The sequence below is a fragment of the Streptomyces sp. SID3212 genome (genome assembly GCF_009865405.1).
In the GTDB taxonomy this organism is placed as follows: Bacteria; Actinomycetota; Actinomycetes; order Streptomycetales; family Streptomycetaceae; genus Streptomyces.
Genome location: NZ_WWJY01001044.1, coordinates 15,402 through 35,416, shown reverse-complemented (window position 1 = coordinate 35,416; position 20,015 = coordinate 15,402). Strand labels below are relative to the sequence as shown.

Sequence of the window (20,015 nt, the reverse complement as noted above, 5' to 3'; positions counted from 1 at the left end):
GGCGTCGTTCGTCCCGGGCCTGTGAATCGGTGGGACGCGGGGAGTGCCCCGAGGAGGGTCAGATCCAGGCCGGAAGCCGTTCACCCGCGCGGGTCCACGTGCACCGACCCATCGACAATGCGCCAAGTCCCCTCCACCCGCCCCTCGGCGATCGCTCTTTTCGGTCGCGGAGAGTGCGGGTGCGGTAGTCATGCTGTTATATGGGCCGACCACGAAGGTGCTCTCACGGTGACCAGCTGTCGCGACCGCCCGTTCCCGACGGCCGGTACCTGTCGCGCCGCGCGGTCGGCCCCCCGTCACGGGTACCGCGCCGTGGTGGTGTTCCGACACGCACCGGCCCGCCGTTCCACGCCCCTACGGAGTTCCCGATGACCAAGCAGTATCGTTCGTTCTGCACTCGCCAAGACCTGATCCGTTCAGCTGCCGAGGTCATCGACCAGTGGGGATTCGCCGAATCCTCCCTCAATACCATCAGCTCGCGGGCCGGTGTCAGTACAGGCGGGCTGAGTTTTCACTTCAAGAACAAGCAGGCGCTGGGTGAGGCGCTCGAACTGGCCGCCGCGCAGGCGCTGCTGAGTCTCACCGGAGCGGTTCCGTTCCGGCACCCCGCCCCCTTGCAATCGGTGATCGACGCCTCGCAGGCGCTGGTGCGGAGCCTCACCGACGACCCGGTCCTGCGGGCCGGATTCGGCCTGAGCCGCGACGCCACCTGGCAGGGCGGTGTCCGCCTGTGGGAGCAGTGGCAGGACTGGGTCCAGCTGTCACTCACCGTGGCGAGGGACCGGGGCACTCTCGCGGCGGACGTGGCGCTGGATGAGGTGGTGTCGGCCATCACCGTTTTCGTGGCGGGGTTCGAAGTCCTGCGGGGAACGGGCGAGGAGTGGCGTTCACGAGACGCGGTCACCGGGTTCTGGCGGTTGATGCTGCCCCAGATCTCGGCCGAGGCGTTGCTCGACGAGCTCGTTCCGGAAGGTACGGCCGCGGGGCTGCGGGCGGCGGACAGGTGCCGAATCGGCGACAGCCGGCCGACCAAGGTCTGCGGCGGCGCGTGAGCGGGTGAGTTGTGCGTACTTTGTGCCTCCTTTGAGCCGCACCACCGATGATGGGGCCGCAGCCCGGTCCGCCAGGGGTCGAGCACAGCGACAAAGGGAGCTGAAGTGGGAACTGAGTGGTTGCGCAGGTTCGCCCCTCCGGCGGACGGTCCCAGGCCGTCCGCCATCGCCGTGCGGTTGGTCTGCTTCCCCCATGCGGGCGGTGCGGCCAGCTCCTTCCTCCCGCTGTCCCTCGCGATGCCACCGGCCGTCGAGGTGCTGGCCGCCCAGTATCCGGGGCGTCAGGACCGCCGGCACGAGGAGCCCATCGACGACATCGGACGCCTGGCGGACATCCTGGCCGACGAGGTCCACGGGCAGATCGAGGGCCCGTACGCCCTCTTCGGGCACAGCATGGGCGCCGTACTCGCCTATGAGACCACCCGCCGCCTCGAGGAGCGCCAGTCCCCCGGACCCGTCGCGGTCATCCTTTCCGGACGGGGCGCACCCCGGCCGCGGCCGGAGGCCCACGACGGCCTCCGTACGGACGCCGACATCCTGGCAGCGGTACAGCGCCTCGGGGGCACCTCCCCGCAGGTGTTCGAGGACCCGGAGGTGAGGGAGATGGTCATGCCCGCGCTGCGCGCCGACTACCGGGCGATAGGCACGTACGAGTGGCAGGAACGCGGCCCCCTGAGCACCCCGTTCACCGTGCTCGTCGGTGACAGCGACCCGGTGGTCTCCGTGGAACGGGCCTCCTCCTGGGCGGACTTCACGAAGGCCGACACCCACACCCACGTCTTCTCCGGCGGGCATTTCTACCTCGACAGCAATCTTCCGGAGGTGGCCGCGGTACTCACGGCGGCTCTCAGCCGTTTCGCACCGGGCGCAGCCGCGGCATCCCTCACGTGGTAGCGCGGGCCAGGCGCGGCGGTGCGATGCGATCCGGCCGTCGCGGGGGTGGACTGCTTGTCCCAGATTTGTGCGCGCGTTGAACGTAATGTTGCACGATGGTGATCATATCTTGATCGGATCCCGGAAGGCGCTCCGGGCTCAGCCTGTTACGTGTAGGTATGGGGGACACGATGCAGTTCCGACTCCTTGGCCCAATGGAGGTCGACAGCCATGACGGGCCGCTGAACCTGGGGGGTACCAAGCAGAGAGCCACGTTGGCCTTCCTGCTGTTGCAGGCCAACAGGGTCGTGCCCACCAGTCAGTTACTCAACGCGCTGTGGGGTGTGGACGACGCTCCGACCACGTCACGCAAGATACTCCAGAACGCGGTGTACGGGCTGCGGGGCATCCTCTCCTCGGGCTCGCCGCGTCAGCGCAACCCCACCGGGACCACCGCGCTGTTGACCCAGCCGCCCGGTTACATGATGCGTGTGGAACCGGAGCAGGTGGATCTGCACCGGTTCCACACGTGGGTGGAGGAGGGGCGGGAGAAAATGGCGCAGGGCGCGTCGGAGTCGGCGGCCTCACTCCTTCACGACGCGCTGGCCCTGTGGCGGGGCCCCGCCCTGGCCGATCTCGTCGAAGCCGGCATCGAGTGGCCCGAGTTGGTGGCGGTCCAGAGAGCGCGCCTGGACGTGATGGAGGACTACTTCGACACCCAGTTGGCCTGCGGTCGCCACCATGTGGTTCTCGCCGAACTGGAGGCCATGGTCAAGGCCCAGCCGCTCAAGGAGCGGTCGTGCGGTCAGTTGATGCTCGCCCTCTACCGGTGCGGACGGCAAGCGGACGCGCTCAACGTGTACAGCCGTATCCGCACCGCGCTGGTGGAGGACCTGGGTCTTGAACCCGGCCACGGGCTGCAGCGGCTTCAACAGGCCATCCTCGCCCAGGAACCGGAGCTGTCCCTTGCCGGTCCGGTGTCCGGACATCCCTTCGGAGCGGCAGGTGACAGCGCCACCAGGGAACGGTTGAGCACCACATCGTCGACCCGCCCGATCGGGCAGCCGGCCGGTGTCCGGGTTCCCCGGCCCGGTCCGGCAGCGCCGCCCGACGACGCCGGGCCGGAACAGTTGCGTGTCTCCCGCCACCAGGTCGCCGTCGTGTCGATACGCACCTGGCTCGCTCCCACCCTGGTCGGGCCCGGCGACGAGGAGCTCGACGACCTGCTGAACGGCACCGCCGCCGTGGTCAGGGAGCAGGTCGAGCGATTCGACGGCACGGTGACCGCCTCGATCGGATCCACGTACCTGGCCCTGTTCGGACTCCACGGGCCCCAGGACAACCATGCCGGACGGGCCGTACTCGCGGCGCTGGCGATCCGCGACATACTCGACGTCGCCGGCCGGTCCGGGCCCGAGGCGGCCCAGCTGACGGTGCAGTCCGCCGTGACCATGGGCGGAGTGCTGCTGTCCCGGCGAGGGCGTGAGGCCGCGCCGACCGTAGTCGGCGCGGTGCTCGACGAGTCCCAGGCCCTGCTGTCCACCGTGCCCGCCGGTGAGGTCCTGGCCAGCGACGCGGTCCGCCAGGCAACCGGTGACACCGTTTCCTACCGCCTCTCGTCCACGGGCTGGCAGGTGATCGGCGCCCGGGTGAAGCGCGGTGATGCCGATGACGCGGAGCCGTGCTACGAACTCGACGTCCTGCGCGGGCTCATGAAGCGGACACAACACCGGGCGGTGCCTCATCTGGTCACCGTCCTCGGCGAACCGGGGACGGGGAAGAGCCGGCTGCTGGGTGACTTCGAGCACTGGGTCACCGGCCACCCCGGCGCGCCCGTCGTGCTGTCAGGCCGCACTCCCGCGGTCACCCATGACAACGCGCTCGCCGCACAGGCGCAGATCCTGGCCGCCTACTGCGGCATCCGTCCGAACGACGACGAGGACGCCGTGGACACCGCCCTCTCCTACCAGGTGCGCTCGTTGTTCCCGGACCCGGCCGACCGGGAGCGGATACTGCCCGCGCTGACGTCCCTGCTGAGTACCGGCTCCAAGGCTCTGCTCCGGGTGGTGTGCCCGGAGAGCGTCCTGGACATCTGGTGCGAGTTCGTCCGCGCGGCCGTACGGGGCGGACCTGTCGTGCTGTGCATCGACGACCTGCACCACGCGACCGACTCCGTCCTGGACTCCATCGAGGCGCTCGTCGAGTCGGTGGGACCTCGGCCCCTGTTCATGGTCGCCTCCGCCGACCCCGAACTCATGGTGCGCAGGCCCGGCTGGACCGGCGGGAACAGCCATGCCACCACGGTCACCCTGGACCGGCCGGAAGGCGTGTCCAGCGAACAATTGGTCAAGTTTCTCCGGTCCGCGGCCAACAACTGACCTTTCGACGGGGCTGATCGACAGCCGGGGGAAGCCTTCGCCGTTGAATTCGGTGGACGAATACGTGCGGACTTCCCCCGCGTCCCGCACCCCATTGCCAAGTAATCTGCCGCTCATTTACTCCCCGAATCCAGCCGGATGACTCCGGCGTGACCGGATGCTGGAATGGTCAGGACCTGCGTGCCCGCAAGATAAATCCGGCATCAGGAGCGCGATCCATTCCTGCTGCTGACACCTATCACGGTTCCCAGGGAGCGACATGAATTCTGAAACCGCAGAGCCCGAGCTGGCAGAGCCCAATCTGCGGGCGCTGCTGTCGACAGCAGGACTCGATGTCGAATACGTACGCGCGGAGGGCAACACACTGTTCCGGCGGGACAACGAGGGCGAGGAGATACCGGTACTCGATTGTGCCGGAGGGTACGGATCGCTGATGTTCGGCCACAACCACCCGGAGCTGCTGGCCGTCGCCCGCCGGCTCCTGGACGAGCGGACACCCCATCACGCGCAGTTCTCCTCCCATCCCTACGCGAACCGCCTCGCCGCCGAGCTGAACCGCATCATCCACCGTGAGACCGAATCCGACGAGCCGTACTTCGCGACGTTCGCCAACAGCGGCGCCGAGGCGGTCGAGGCCGCCGTCAAACACGCCGAACTCGACCGGGGACTGCGTCTCGGAGAACTCCTGGGCCGTATCGAGGCCAGCGGTGAACAGGCGCGGGCCGCGGTGCGCGGCGGCCGGGCGGCCGTGCCGGACGAGATTCTGGCACGGCTGGGAATCGAGGAGTCCGCGGGAGAGGGCGCGATCGAGGCCGTACTGGCGGAAATCACCCGAAGGAACGCCCTGTTGCAGGGCAAGGCACCGGTTTTCCTGGCTCTGGAGGGCGGCTTCCACGGCAAACTCATGGGCAGTGTCCAGCTGACCCACAACGCGGGCTACCGGGAGCCTTTCGCCACCCTGGGAGTCAAGACGCGGTTCGTTCCCGAGGATCGTCCCGATGTCCTGGAGGAGATCCTCGAGAACGAGGGGGGAACCCTCTTCCAGCTGGTGGTCACGGACGGGCTGGTCCAGTTGACCGAACACCGCCATCCCGCGTTCTGCGCGTTCCTGGTCGAACCGATCCAGGGCGAGGGCGGCATCCGCCCGCTGTCGGCGAAATCGGCCCGGTACATCCAGGAGTTCGGCGAGGCGGCCGACTGCCCCATCGTCGTCGACGAGGTGCAGAGCGGCATGGGACGTACCGGCGCGCTGCTCGCCAGTTCGCAGGTGGGGCTGCGCGGCGACTACTACGCGCTCGCCAAGTCACTGGGCGGCGGCCTTGCCAAGGTGTCGGTGATGCTGGTCCGAGAAGCCCGCTACCGGCCGCTGTTCGAACTGGTACACAGCTCGACCTTCGCCAAGGACAGCTACTCGTGCCACATCGCGCTGAAGGTGCTGGAGCTGTTGGAGGCGGACGACGGCCGGGCCTACCGGCGGGCCGTCGAGCGCGGCGGTGCCCTGACATCGGCCCTTGAGAGGGTCCGCGCGGCCTTCCCCGATGTGGTGAAGGAGATCAGGGGCCGGGGGCTGATGCTCGGATGCGAGTTCCGGGATCAGTCGGGCTCCGGCGACGAGGTGTTCGCCGGGGCTGCCGCCGGCGGAATGTTCGGCTATGTGATCGCGGGCCACCTCCTGCACGCCCACCGGATCCGGACCTTCCCCACCGCCAGCGCCACGAACACCCTCCGCTTCGAGCCGTCGCTCCTCCTGACAGACGAGGAGATCGACCGCGTGGAGCGTGCGCTCACCGACGTCTGCGGCATTCTGCGCGATCAGGCGTCACATCGGTTGGTCACCTCTTCCTGACCCCGCACCCGACGGCGACCGACTGTCCGGTGCCCGTCGGCGGGCCGCCCCGAACTGCTTCGCACGCGTTGAAAGATCCCGGGCCTCGGGAAACACCAGTTATGGAAGGGCAGTCGAAATTCATGATGAGTGACAGAACTCCGGCGGCGTTCGACGCGCGCACCGAGCGGGACGAGCCGGTCGCCGTCATCGGCATGTCGTGCAGGCTCCCGGGAGCGAACAGCCCCGCCGCGTTCTGGGACCTGCTGGCCAGTGGGACGAGCGCGGTCACAGACGTTCCCGGCGACCGGTGGGAGGCCGACGGACCGGCCGCCGTCAGCCGGGGCGGCTTCCTCGACGGCGTGGGCGACTTCGACGCCCCCTTCTTCGCTGTCTCCCCCCGTGAAGCGGCTGCGATGGACCCGCAGCAACGGATCGTGCTGGAATTGGCCTGGGAGGCTCTGGAGGACGCGCGCATCGTCCCCGAGTCCCTGCGGGGCAGCAGCACGGCGATGTTCGTGGGGACCTTGCGCGACGACTACACCAACCTGGTGTACCAGCGCGGGACCGAGGCACTCACCCAGCACACCATGACCGGGGTGAACCGGGGTGTCATCGCGAACAGGGTCTCGTACCACCTGGGGCTCCGAGGACCGAGCATGACCGTGGACGCCGCCCAGTCCTCCTCACTGGTCGCTGTGCACCTCGCCTGCGAGAGCCTGCGTGCCGGCGAGTCGACCGCCGCCCTCGCGGCCGGCGTCAACCTCAACCTCCTGGCGGAGAACACGGTGACGGAGGAGCGGTTCGGGGCGCTCTCCCCGGACGGTGTGACCTACGCCTTCGACGCCCGGGCGAACGGCTTCGTACCCGGCGAGGGCGGCGCTCTCGTCGTCCTCAAACTGCTGCGGACGGCGATCGAGGACGGCGACCGGGTCTACGGCGTCATACGCGGCAGCGCGGTGAACAACGACGGGGCGACCCCCGGGCTGACGGTGCCCAGCGAGGACGCGCAGGCGCAGGTCCTGAGTGCCGCCCGCGAGCGGGCCGGCGTGGGCAGGGGCGAGGTGCAGTACGTCGAACTGCACGGCACGGGCACGCCGGTGGGCGACCCCATCGAGGCGAGGGCCCTGGGTGCCGCCCTCGGTGCCGGGCGCGGCGACGGCGAACTACTGCGTGTCGGTTCGGTGAAGACCAATATCGGACACCTGGAGGGCGCCGCGGGAATCGCGGGCCTCCTCAAGACCCTGCTCAGCATCCACCACCGGCTCCTTCCGCCGAGCCTGAACTTCGAGAGCGCCCATCCCCTCGTCCCCCTGCCGGCGCTGGGGCTCGCCGTGCAGCGCGAGCTGACGCGATGGCCGCATCCCGAGCGCCCGCTGACGGCCGGTGTGAGTTCTTTCGGCATGGGCGGCACCAACTGCCACGTCGTGGTCTCCGAGGCGCCGTCGGCAGTCACCGACGAGACGCCGCCGGAACGGCCGGCCCCTGTCGCCGTACTTCCCTGGGTGGTGTCCGGCGCCGGACAGGTGGCCCTGCGGGCGCAGGCCGCCCGTCTGGCGGAGTTCGCCGGGGACGAGGCGGCTCCGTCGGCGGTGGACGTGGGGCTGTCCCTGGCCACCACCCGCAGCGCGTTCCGCCACCGTGCCGTCGTCCTGGCCCCCGACCGTCCGGCACTCCTCAAGGGTGTGGCCGCCCTGGCCGCCGGCCGCACCTCACCGGACGTCGTGACCGGCACCGCGGAGCCCGGTCCTCTCGCGGTGCTGTTCACGGGGCAGGGCAGCCAGCGCCCGGGAATGGGCCGTGAGCTCCACGACGCCTACCCGGTCTTCGCGGAGGCGTTCGACGAGGTGGCCGCAGCGCTGGACCCCCATCTGGAACAGCCCGTGGCCGAGACGATCCGCGGCGGCCACGGCCTGGACGAGACCGCGAACGCCCAGCCCGCGCTGTTCGCCATCGAGGTGGCCCTGTACCGGCTGGTCACGTCCTGGGGGGTCCGACCGGACTACCTGCTGGGGCATTCCATCGGCGAGGTCACCGCGGCCCATGTGGCGGGGGTCCTCGACCTGGCCGACGCCGCCTCCCTCGTCACCACGCGCGGACGGCTGATGCAGTCCGCCCGCGCCGACGGCGCCATGGTCGCGGTGGAGGCGACTGAGGACGAGGTTCTCAACCTGCTGGCCGACGGGGGCGACGACCGTGTCTCCGTCGCCGCCCTGAACGGCCCGCGGTCCACCGTTCTCTCCGGTGATCCGGACGCGGTCGAGGCGGTGGCCGAACAGCTTCGCCGGAGGGGCCGCAGGACCACGCGGCTCACGGTCAGCCACGCCTTCCATTCCTCTCACATGGACAGCGTGCTGGACGACTTCCGCTCGTCGGTCGCCGGGCTGACGTTCCGTCCGCCGCGCATCCCGATCGTTTCCAACGTCACAGGACGCGTGGCCGCCGAGGAGGAACTGAACTCCCCCGACTACTGGGTCCGCCACCTGCGCGGGACCGTCCGCTTCCAGGACGGGGTGCGCTTCCTGGAGGCGCAGGGTGTCACCACCCTGCTCGAAGCCGGCCCCGACGGCGTGCTGACCGCGCTCGCCCGCGACTCCTTCGAGCACCCCGACCAGGCCGAGGCCGTACCCCTGCTGCGGCGCGGCCGGCCCGAGCCGACCAGCGCCGTCACCGCTCTCGCGGCCCTGCACGTCCGCGGTGCCGCCATCGACTGGCCGGCGCTGTACGAGGGGTCGGGCGGGCGCCGCGTCGACCTGCCCACCTACGCGTTCCAGCGCAAGAGGTACTGGATGGACGGCGCGGTGCGCGGCGCGACGCCGACGGCGCCCACGACGCAGCGCCCGGACGGGGCCGACCTCAACGAGCCTTCTCCGCATGAGCCGTACGGGGAACTCGGCTCGCGGCTGGCGGGGCTCTCCGTCGGCGAACGCCGCCACACCGTGGCACAGCTGGTGGCCGAGCACACGGCCGCGGTACTGGACTACGCGGCGGACGAGCGGATCGATCCCCGGACGCCGTTCAGGGAACTCGGCCTCACCTCTCTGATGACCACCGAACTGCGTGCGGGTCTGGCGCGGGCCACCGGTCTGCGCCTGCCCACGGGGCTGGTGTTCGACCACCCCACCCCGCACGCGCTGTCCGAATTCATCGACGCCGAGCTGTCGAGCGCCGGCCTGCCGGGCCACGAGGCCCCCTCCCCCGTGGCGGCCGACGGCGAACCCATCGCGATCATCTCGATGGCGTGCCGTTTCCCGGGCGGCGTCGCGTCTCCCGAGGATCTGTGGCGCCTGGTTTCGGAGGAGCACGATGCCGTGTCCTCGTTCCCGGCGAACCGCGGCTGGCCCGACGACCTCTTCGACCCGGACCCCGAACGGCAGGGCGGCAGCACCGTCCGGCAGGGCGGATTCCTGCACGACGCCGGCGAGTTCGACGCGGCCTTCTTCGGGATCTCTCCGCGCGAGGCGCTCGGCATGGACCCGCAGCAGCGACTGCTCCTGGAAACCTCGTGGGAGGCCGTCGAACGGGCCGGGCTCCTGCCCGAGTCCCTGCGCGGCAGCCGCACCGGCGTCTTCATAGGAGCCACCGCGCTGGAGTACGGCCCGCGCATGCAGGACGCGCCACACAGCGTCCAGGGCCATGTGCTCACAGGCGGTACCAGCAGCGTGATGTCGGGCCGGATCGCCTACCAGCTGGGCCTCATCGGACCCGCGGTCACGGCGGACACCGCCTGCTCGTCGTCGCTGGTCGCCCTCCACCTGGCCATCCGTTCCCTGCGCTCGGGCGAGACCAACCTCGCGCTGGCCGGCGGGGCCGCCGTCATGTCGTCGCCCGGCATGTTCGTCGAGTTCTCGCGGCAGCGAGGGCTCGCTCACGACGGCCGCTGCAAGTCGTTCGCCGCGGCGGCCGACGGCACCGGCTGGTCCGAGGGCGTGGGCCTGCTCCTCGTCGAGCGGCTGTCGGACGCGCGCCGCAACGGACACAAGGTGCTCGCGGTCATCCGCGGCTCCGCCGTCAACCAGGACGGCGCGAGCAACGGCCTCACGGCGCCGAGCGGCCTCGCCCAGCAGCGGGTCATCCGCGACGCCCTGGCCGACTCCGGACTGACGCCGGCGGACGTCGACGCGGTGGAGGCGCACGGCACCGGTACCAGGCTCGGCGACCCCATCGAGGCCGAGGCCCTCATGGCTACGTACGGCAGCGGGCGCGGGGACCGGGACCCGGTGTACCTCGGTTCACTCAAGTCCAACATCGGGCACGCCCAGGCAGCCGCCGGGGTCGGCGGTGTCATCAAGATGGTCCAGGCGATGCGCCACGGCCTCCTGCCCCGGACGCTCCACGTCGACCGGCCCACCCCTCACACGGACTGGTCGGCCGGCGCCGTCGAACTGCTCACCGAGGCCAGAGCCTGGCCCGGGAAGGAACAGCCGCGCCGCGCCGCGGTCTCGTCGTTCGGGATCAGCGGGACCAACGCCCACGTCGTCATCGAACACGACCCCGCGGACGCCGGGGCGCCCACGGACGCCCACCGCGAGTCCGGAGCGCCCCGGGCCGGCCTCCCCGTGCCCTGGACACTCTCGGGTCGTGACGAGGCCGCGCTTCGCGCCCAGGCGGGCCGACTGCGCGCGAGCCTCGACCTGACGGCGGACCCCGCGTCCGTGGGCTGGTCCCTGGCGGCGACCAGGACGGCCTTCGAGGAACGGGCCGTGATCCTCGGAGACACCGTGGAAGACCGTCTCGCCGCTCTCGAAGCGCTGGCAGGCGGCCACACCCTCACCCCGGACGTGATGAGGGGCACCGCCGCCTCGGTACCCCGTACCGCCTTCCTCTTCACCGGCCAGGGCGCCCAGCACCTCGGTATGGGCCGGGAGCTGTACGGTTCCCACCCCGTCTTCGCGACTGCGCTCGACGCCGTGCTCGACGCGTTCGAAGGAAAACTGGAACGCCCCCTGCGCGAGGTGCTGTTCGCCGATCCCGGCGACGAAGCCGCGGCGTTGCTGCACCTGACCAGCTATACGCAGCCGGCGCTGTTCGCCGTGGAAGTCGCGCTGTTCCGCCTTCTGGCGCACCACGGCGCCACCCCCGACCTGCTGGCCGGACACTCGATCGGCGAGCTGGCCGCCGCCCATGTGGCGGGCGTGTTCTCGCTGGGGGACGCCGCGACCCTCGTCGCCGCCCGCGCCAGGCTCATGCAAGCGGCCCGGGCCGGCGGTGCCATGATCGCGGTCCAGGGGGACGAGGACGAGGTCCGGCGCTCTCTGGCGGGACTTGAGGACGCGGTGGGCATAGCCGCTGTCAACGGCCCGCGTTCCGTCATCATCTCGGGAGACGAGCCCGCCGCCGCGGCGGTCGCCACCGCCTGGCGTGCCAAGGGACGCAAGACCAGCAGGCTCCAGGTGAGCCACGCCTTCCACTCACCGCACATGGACGACGTCCTCGAAGAGTTCTGGGAGGTCGCGGCCGCACTGCGGCTCGATCCGCCTGCCATTCCCCTCGTCTCGACCGTGACCGGCCGGACCGTCACCGTCGAGGAGATCACCTCACCCGACTACTGGAGCGGGCAGATCCGCGCCACCGTCCGCTTCCTGGACGCGGTCGAGGAACTGGACCGCCTGGGTACCACCGTCTACGTCGAGATCGGCCCCGACGCGGTCCTCACCCCCCTGGTCCAGACCGCCCTCGAAGGCGCCACCACCGTGGCGCTGCTGCGCCCGGGACGTCCCGAACGCGACACCGTCGCCCGGGGCCTCGCCCGCGCCCACGCGGCCGGTGCGCGCCTGGACGGGACGACCTTCGGCAGCGGCGCCGCTCCGGTCGACCTCCCCACGTACGCCTTCCAGCGAGAGCACTACTGGCTGGCCCCGCAGCCGCCCGTCGATGTGCGCGGCCTCGGGATCGAATCCGCGGATCATCCGATGCTCGCCACGGCGGTCGAACTGGCGGGGCGGGAGGACGCCGTACTCACCAGCCGCATCTCGCTGGACAGCCATCCGTGGCTCGCGGACCACGCCGTCGGCGGCGTCGTGTTGCTGCCCGCCACCGCCTTCCTCGAACTGGCGATCGCCGCGGGTACCTACCTCGGCGTTCCGTACGTGGACGAGCTCACCCTCGAAGCGCCGCTCGCCCTGCCCGTGGGCGAGTCGGTGCGTCTCCAGGTCTCCGTGGGGGCTCCCGACGGCGCCGGAGCCCGGCCCGTCACCCTTCACGCGGGCTCGGACCGGGAGGTCCCGCACGCGGGCCGCTGGATCCGGCACGCCTCGGGGACCCTGACACCGTCGCCCTCCGCAGCCCAGGAGTCCCGGAGCCTGGTCCCGTGGCCGCCGCCCGGCGCCACGGCGCAACCGGTGGACGACGCCTACGAGCGCCTCACCGCACTCGGCTACACCTACGGCCCCGTCTTCCAGGGGCTCACGGCGCTCTGGCTCGACGGCGCGGACCTCTACGCCGAGATACGGCTGCCCGCGGGACCCGCCGAGACGGCCGCGCGCTTCGGCCTGCACCCGGCACTGCTCGACGCGGCCCTGCACCCCCTGGTCCTGGAGTCCGGCGCGGCAGGTCGGCATGACGGCATCCTGCTGCCGTTCGCCTGGTCGGGGGTCTCCCTGTACGCCACCGGCGCCACCGAACTGCGGGTGCGCATCGCTCCCGCGGGCACCGACACGGTCAGCCTGACCCTGGCGGACGCCACCGGGGCGCCCGTCGCCCACGTGGAGTCCCTGACCCTGCGTCCTGTCGCCAGGGAGAAGTTGGTGCCCACCGCGGGGGACGCGGCCGACGCGCTCTACGAGGTCCACTGGCCGAGCATGGCCGTACCGGAGCCGGAGGCCTCCGCCACCTGGGCGGAGGCGGGCGACGACCTCTCCGCCGTCGAGGCGGCCGACGTGGTCACCGTCCGCCAGTACGGCACACGAACCTCGCCCGCCGCGAACGGAGAACACGAGGCGCCCCTGCGTGTCCTGCGGCTCGTCCAGGAGTTCCTGACCGACGGCCGATTCGCCGACTCCCGTATGGCGGTGGTCACGTCCGGTGCGGTCGCGGCCTCGCCCGACGAGGACGTCACCGATCTCCCGGCCGCACCCGTGTGGGGTCTGATCCGTTCGGTGCAGTCCGAGCACCCGGGCCGCCTGGTGCTGGTCGACATCGGCACCGAGGACGAGGCCCGGAGCCTCCTGCCCGCCGCGCTCGCCACCGACGAGACCCAGATCGCGATACGGAGCGGAGAGCTGAGGACACCCAGACTGGCCCCGGCGCCGCCGGTGGACGCGGACGCCGCTCTGCCGGGACTCGACCCGGACCGCACCGTCCTGATCACCGGCGGCACCGGTGGTCTCGGCTCGCTCGTGGCCCGTCACCTGGTCACCGCACACGGTGTCAGGCACCTGCTGCTCAGCAGCCGGCGTGGCCCCGACGCTCCGGGAGCCCGGGAGCTGGCCGCCGAGCTGGCCGAACTGGGCGCCACGGTCCGGGTGGAGGCGGCCGACCTCTCCGACCGTGCGGCCGTCACCGCCCTTCTCGCCACCGTGGGCGCGGCCCACCCGCTGACGGCCGTGGTGCACACCGCCGGTGTCCTGGACGACGCGACGGCCCTGTCGCTGACGCCGGAGCGCCTCGGTGACGTGTTGCGGCCGAAGGCGGACGCGGCCCGGCACCTGCACGAACTCACCCAGGACCTGGACCTGCGGGCGTTCGTGCTCTTCTCCTCGGTGTCCGGCCTGACGGGCACCGCCGGGCAGGCGAACTACGCCGCGGCCAACACCTACCTCGACGCGCTCGCCCACCACCGCCGCGCCCGGGGCCTTTCCGCCGTCTCACTCGCCTGGGGCCTGTGGGGCGGCGCCCATGGCATGGGCGGCGCGCTCACCGCGGCAGACCTCGCCCGCTGGGAGCGGGCCGGGATGCCGGCCCTCACTCCCGCGCAGGGGCTCGCCCTCTTCGACCGGGCCCTGTCCCGGGACACCGCGCTCCTGGCCCCGGTGCCGCTGAGGCCGTCGCGCGTCGCACCGGACGACACCCACCCGCTGATCCGGGACCTCGTCCCCACCCGTGTCCGGCGGGCCGCCGCGCGTGGACGCGACGGGGCACCGGGTTCGGACTGGGTGCGGCAGATCGTCGCCCTGCCCGCGGACCGGCGGAAGGAAGCGGTCCTCGATCTCGTACGCGGCAACGTCGCGGCCGTCCTCGGCCACTCCACAGCGAGCGCCGTCTCTCCGGACCGCTCGTTCAACGACATCGGGTTCGACTCGATGAGCGCTGTGGAACTCCGCAACCGGCTCGGGCAGGCCACCGGCCTGCGCCTGCCCACCACGCTCGTCTTCGACCATCCCGCTCCGGAGGCCGTGGCCACGTTCCTGCTGGGCAGGACGGCGGAGCAGGAATCCCCGGCGACGAAGGCGCCGCGGCGCGGGACCCGTACGGACGAACCGATCGCCATCGTGGGAATGGCCTGCCGCTACCCCGGCGGGGTCGCGTCGCCCGACGACCTGTGGCGCCTGGTCGCCGACGGGGTGGACGCGGTCAGCGAGTTCCCCTCGAACCGTGGATGGGACCTGGACGGACTGTACGACCCCGACCCCGATGCACCGGGCACGAGTTACACACGGCACGGTGGGTTCCTGCACGACGCGGACCTCTTCGACTCCGGATTCTTCGGCATGGCCCCGCGCGAGGCGACGGCCGTCGACCCGCAGCAGCGGATCCTCCTGGAAACCGCCTGGGAGACCTTCGAGAGTGCGGGGATCGACCCCGCGGAGCTGCGCGGCAGTTCCACGGCCGTCTTCGCGGGAGCCATGTATGACGATTACGCGGCCCGCGTAGAGGCCTCTGCCGGGGAGTTCGAGGGCTTCCTGCTCGCCGGGAACCTGTCCAGCGTCCTCTCCGGCCGTGTTGCCTACACCTACGGCCTGGAAGGCCCCGCCGTCACTGTCGACACGGCGTGCTCGTCGTCGCTGGTGGCGCTCCACCTGGCGGCGAACGCCCTGCGCAACGGTGAATGCGACCTGGCGCTGGCGGGCGGGGTGACCGTCATGGCACAACCGACGACGTTCGTGGAGTTCTCGCGGCAGCGCGGCCTGGCACCCGACGGTCGTTGCAAGCCGTTCGCCGACTCGGCGGACGGCACCGGCTGGTCCGAAGGGGTGGGCCTGCTTCTCGTCGAGCGGCTGTCCGACGCCCGGCGCAACGGCCGTCACATCCTCGCGGTGGTGCGCGGCACCGCGGTCAACCAGGACGGTGCGAGCAACGGCCTGACGGCGCCCAACGGGCCGTCCCAGGAGCGAGTCATCCGGCAGGCACTCGCCAACGCGGGGCTGAACGCGGCCGACGTGGACGCGGTCGAGGCACACGGCACCGGTACGCGGCTCGGCGACCCGATCGAGGCCCAGGCACTGCTGAACACGTACGGACAGGAACGCCACGACGACAAGAGCCCCTTGTGGCTCGGCTCCCTCAAGTCGAACATCGGCCATGCCCAGGCGGCGGCCGGCGTGGGCGGCGTCATCAAGATGGTCCAGGCCATGAATCATGGAGTCCTGCCACGGAGCCTCCACGTCGACGAGCCCTCCCAGCACGTCGACTGGGAAGCCGGCGCCGTCTCGCTGCTGGCCGAGCCGCGGGAATGGCCCGCGACGGAGCGACCCCGCCGTGCGGGTGTCTCCTCCTTCGGGATCAGCGGGACCAACGCGCACGTGATCATCGAGGAGCCCGCGGCCTTCGCGCCTCACCGGCCGACCACTCCGGCCGTCCCCGGACCGGGAGCGGTCGCGTGGGTGCTGTCCGCCCGTACGGAGGACGGAGTGCGGGAGCAGGCGGCACGACTGCGCGCGTACCTCGGCGAACAACCGGGAGCGACACCCGCCGACATCGGCTACTCACTGAACACGAGCCGCGCCGTCCTGGACCACAGCGCGGCCGTCGTCGGTAGCGACGAAGCCACCCTCCTGGACGGACTCCACGTGGTGGCCCGCGGTGGCACCGACAACTCCGTGCTCCGCGGCTACCGTGGCAAGCCGGGCAAGACGGCCTTCCTCTTCACCGGACAGGGAAGTCAGCGCGTGGGCATGGGGCGTGAGCTGTACGCCTCCTCGCCCGTGTTCGCACGTGCTCTGGACGACGTGTGCGCGCACCTCGACCCCGCCCTGCCGCGGCCTCTCAAGGAAGTACTCTTCGCGCCCTCGGGGTCGGCGGAATCCGAACTGATCGATCTGACGACCTTCACCCAGGCCGCGCTGTTCGCCGTCGAGGTCGCGCTCCACCGTTGGTTCGAACACCACGGAGTGACACCCGACTTCCTCATGGGCCACTCCATCGGCGAGGTCACCGCCGCCCACGTCGCGGGGGTCCTCGATCTGGCCGACGCCTGCCAACTGGTCGCCGAGCGCGGGCGGCTGATGCACTCGGCCCCCGAAGGCGGTGCCATGGTCGCCGTGGAGGCGAGCGAGGACGAAGCACGAAGCCTGATCGACGCGCTCGGCGCGGACGGTGCCAGGGTCGCCGTCGCCGGAGTCAACGGCCCCCGGTCGGTGGTGGTGTCAGGAGATCCGCAGGTCGTCGAACGGCTCACGAGCGGCTGGCGCGACAAGGGCGTACGAACCAAGCGGCTGACCGTCGGCCGTGCCTTCCACTCTCCCCACATGGACACGGTGCTGGACGAGTTCCGGGAGGCGGCGGCCAAGTTGACGTTCCGCGCGCCCCGCATTCCCGTCGTCTCCAACGTGACCGGCACGCTGGCGACGGACGAGGAACTCACCTCGCCGGACTACTGGGCCCGGCACATCCGTCAGGCGGTCCGGTTCCACGACGGGGTGCGGTACCTGGAGGCACACGGCGTGACGGACTTCCTGGAGCTGGGCCCGGACGGCGTGCTCACCGCACTGGTCCAGCGGTCGCTCACCGGGAGCCCGGGGATGGCGGCTCCCGCGCTACGGGGGAACAGGCCGGAGGCCGAGACCGTCATGGGCGTCCTCGCACAGGCGCAGATGCGCGGCCACGGACCGGACTGGGCCAAGGTCCTCCCCGGGGCCCGCCGGGTGCCGCTGCCGACCTACGCCTTCCAGCGGCAGCGCTACTGGCTCGACGCGCCGGCGACGAACGCCGACGCGGCCGGACTCGGTCTCAACGCGCTGGACCACCCCTTCCTGGGCGCGGCCGTGGCCGTCGCGGACCGGGACGAGTTCCTGTTCACGGGACACCTGTCCCTGCGCACCCACCCCTGGCTGGCCGACCACTCCGTGGCCGGCACGGTGCTGCTGCCCGCGACGGGACTGCTCGAACTGGCCGCCCGCGCGGGTGAGCACGTGGGCGCTGAGGTGATCGACGAACTGACGCTCTCCGCGCCACTGGTCCTGCCCGAGCGGGGTGACGTCCAGGTCCAGCTGACGGTCGGCGCGTCCGACGGCGGGCTCCGCACGGTCGAGATCCACTCGCGCACGGACGAAGGCGACTGGGTGAGCCACGCCCTCGGCACCCTGGACTCGGAGGACGCCACGGACGAAGCCGCCGACACCGGTCTGGCGGCGTGGCCGCCCCCGGACGCGGTCGAGGTCGGCCTCGAAGGCGTCTACGAGCGCCTGGCGCGGGAGGAGTACGCGTACGGTCCGGCGTTCCAGGGGCTGCGACGGGCCTGGCTCGGCGACGGACAGATCTTCGCCGAGGTCGCGCTGCCGGAGGAGTCGAGCGAACAGGCGGACCGGTTCCTTCTCCACCCCGCTCTGCTCGATGCCGCACTGCACCCCCTGCTGCCGGCGGTGACGCCGGGAACCGGCCTGGCGCGCCTCCCGTTCTCGTGGTCGGGTGTACGGCTGCATGCCGTGGGCGCGTCCTCCCTTCGCGTGCGGCTGACGCTGCCGGATCCGTCCGCCGAGACGCTGGAGGCGTCACTGCTGGTCGCCGACACCGCAGGGGTGCCAGTGGCGTCGGTGGAATCTCTGGTGCTGCGTCCGCTGTCGCGGGACGCGGTACGGGCCGCGGCCGATCCGGGGCGCGAGGGGCTCTTCCCCGTCGAGTGGTCCGAGGTCGCCGCCACCGGGACCACCGATCCGTCGATGTGGGCCGCGCTCGTGGTCTCGCCGATGGATTCCGTGCCCACGTACCCCGATCTGGACACGGTCGCGGAGGCCGGACCGGACACGGTGCTGTGGTCGCTGACGTCGCGCGAGGAGAGCGGAGAGCTTCGCGGCGCCGGCATCGCCTGCCTGGCCCGCGTGGAGTTGTGCCGGGTCCTGGAACGGGTCCAGACGTTCCTGGCGGACGAACGGCTGGCGGACGCCCGGTTGGTGGTGGTGACTCGCGGTGCGGTCGGCACGTCCGCCGACGAGGATGTCCCCGATCTGGTGCACGCGGGTGTGTGGGGTCTGTTGCGCGTGGCGCAGACGGAGAACCCGGGCCGCGTCGTCCTGGTCGACGTCGATCATGAGGGTGAAGGTCTGCTGCCTGCGGCACTCGCCACGGCCGAACCGCAGATCGCGGTACGGGAAGGCAGGTTACTGGTCCCGCGTCTGACGCGTGGGCCGGCCACCACGGGCACCGAGGCCCCGCGCTGGGACCAGGGCACGGTGCTGATCACCGGAGCGACAGGCGCGCTGGGTGGGGTGGTCGCGCGCCATCTCGTGGCCGAGCACGGCGCCAAGAGCCTGTTGCTGCTGAGCCGCAGCGGAGGGAACGCGCCGGGGGCCGCCGACCTCAAGGGGAAGTTGGCCGGACTGGGGGCCCAGGTCGAGTTCGCGGCCTGTGACGTGGCTGATCGCGAAGCGCTGTCCCAGGTGCTGGCCCGCGCCTCCGTGACCGCCGTGGTGCACACCGCCGGAGTTCTGGACGACACCGTGTTCGGCGACCTCACACCCGAACAGCTGGACGCGGTCGTCCAGCCGAAGATCGACGCGGCCTGGAACCTGCACGAGCTGACGCGGGACCTTCCGTTGTCCGCCTTTGTCATGTATTCGTCGATCGCCGGGCTCATCGGCAACGCGGGGCAGGCGAACTACGCGGCCGGCAACACGTTCCTGGACGCTCTGGCACAGCACCGGCGTGCGCTGGGGCTGCCCGGGGTCTCACTGGCCTGGGGCCTGTGGTCCCAGTCGAGCGCCCTCAGCGAGAAGTTGAGCGAGACGGACTTGCGGCGCCTGGCCAGGGTCGGCCTCGTGGCACTCCCGGCCGACAGGGCGATGGACCTGTTCGACACGGCTCTGACCACCGGCCGGCCGGTCCTGGCCGCCACATACCTGGACACCAAGGTGCTGCGCAAGCAGGGCGAGCGAGCGCTGCCGATCCTGCGGAACCTCGTCCCCTCGCCCACGAGGCGGCGCACAGCCGGTGCCGGTCCGGACACCGGCCAGGGCCAGGGATGGGCCGAGCGGCTGGCGCGGCTGCCCGGCGCGGAGCGGGAGAAGGCCATGGTGGACCTGGTGCGTACCCAGGTGGCGGCGGTACTGGGACACTCGGGCGCCGGCGCGGTCGACGTCGGACGGTCCTTCCAGGAGGCGGGGTTCGACTCGTTGACCGCGGTCGAACTGCGCAACCAGCTCAACGATGTCACGGGACTGCGGCTGCCCATGACGCTCGTCTTCGACCATCCCAACCCCGGTGCCCTCGCGCACCATCTCCTGGAACGGCTCGAAGCCGAGATGGCGCCGGCGGCCGACCCGGTGCTGGCGGAGCTGGACCGGATGGAGTCGTCGATCCGGTCGGCCACCCTGAACGACGAGTCGAGGACGCGGGTGGCGGCGCAATTGCGTGCACTCCTGCTACTGACCGAAGGGGCCGCTGGGGACAGCCCCGCTGTCCCCGGTGACGCCGATGACACCGGCGCCGCAGGAGGACAGGACCTCGAAACGGCGAGTGACGAGGAATTGTTCGCACTCCTCGACAAGCTCGAGTAAGGAAAGGGGCACCTCGACG

Annotated in this window: 5 protein-coding genes; all 5 read left to right on the top strand. The window is 71.3% G+C overall.

The window, feature by feature from the left end; all coding sequences use genetic code 11:
• Positions 1-368: 368 nt before the first annotated feature.
• The 5 genes from GT042_RS30745 to GT042_RS30725 all read left to right on the top strand — a co-directional run bounded on the left by GT042_RS30745 (position 369) and on the right by GT042_RS30725 (position 19,996).
• A complete protein-coding gene (locus GT042_RS30745) occupies positions 369-1,052 on the top strand; it encodes a TetR/AcrR family transcriptional regulator (RefSeq protein ID WP_161311964.1) in 684 nt (227 codons plus the stop codon).
• Positions 1,053-1,157: 105 nt separating this feature from the next.
• Positions 1,158-1,946: an alpha/beta fold hydrolase gene (locus GT042_RS30740; RefSeq protein ID WP_161311963.1), complete on the top strand. Its 789-nt coding sequence runs from the start codon at positions 1,158-1,160 to the stop codon at positions 1,944-1,946.
• Positions 1,947-2,140: 194 nt separating this feature from the next.
• Positions 2,141-4,303 carry a BTAD domain-containing putative transcriptional regulator gene (locus GT042_RS30735; RefSeq protein ID WP_237531361.1) on the top strand — a complete coding sequence of 721 codons (2,163 nt, stop codon included), beginning with the start codon at positions 2,141-2,143 and terminating at the stop codon, positions 4,301-4,303.
• Positions 4,304-4,562: 259 nt separating this feature from the next.
• Positions 4,563-6,149, top strand: coding sequence for an aminotransferase class III-fold pyridoxal phosphate-dependent enzyme (locus GT042_RS30730; protein ID WP_161311961.1), 1,587 nt, complete (start codon positions 4,563-4,565; stop codon positions 6,147-6,149).
• A gap of 122 nt (positions 6,150-6,271) precedes the next feature.
• The gene (locus GT042_RS30725) at positions 6,272-19,996 is read left to right on the top strand and encodes a type I polyketide synthase (RefSeq protein WP_161311960.1); all 13,725 of its coding nucleotides are present in this window, start codon (positions 6,272-6,274) and stop codon (positions 19,994-19,996) included.
• Positions 19,997-20,015 lie beyond the last annotated feature (19 nt).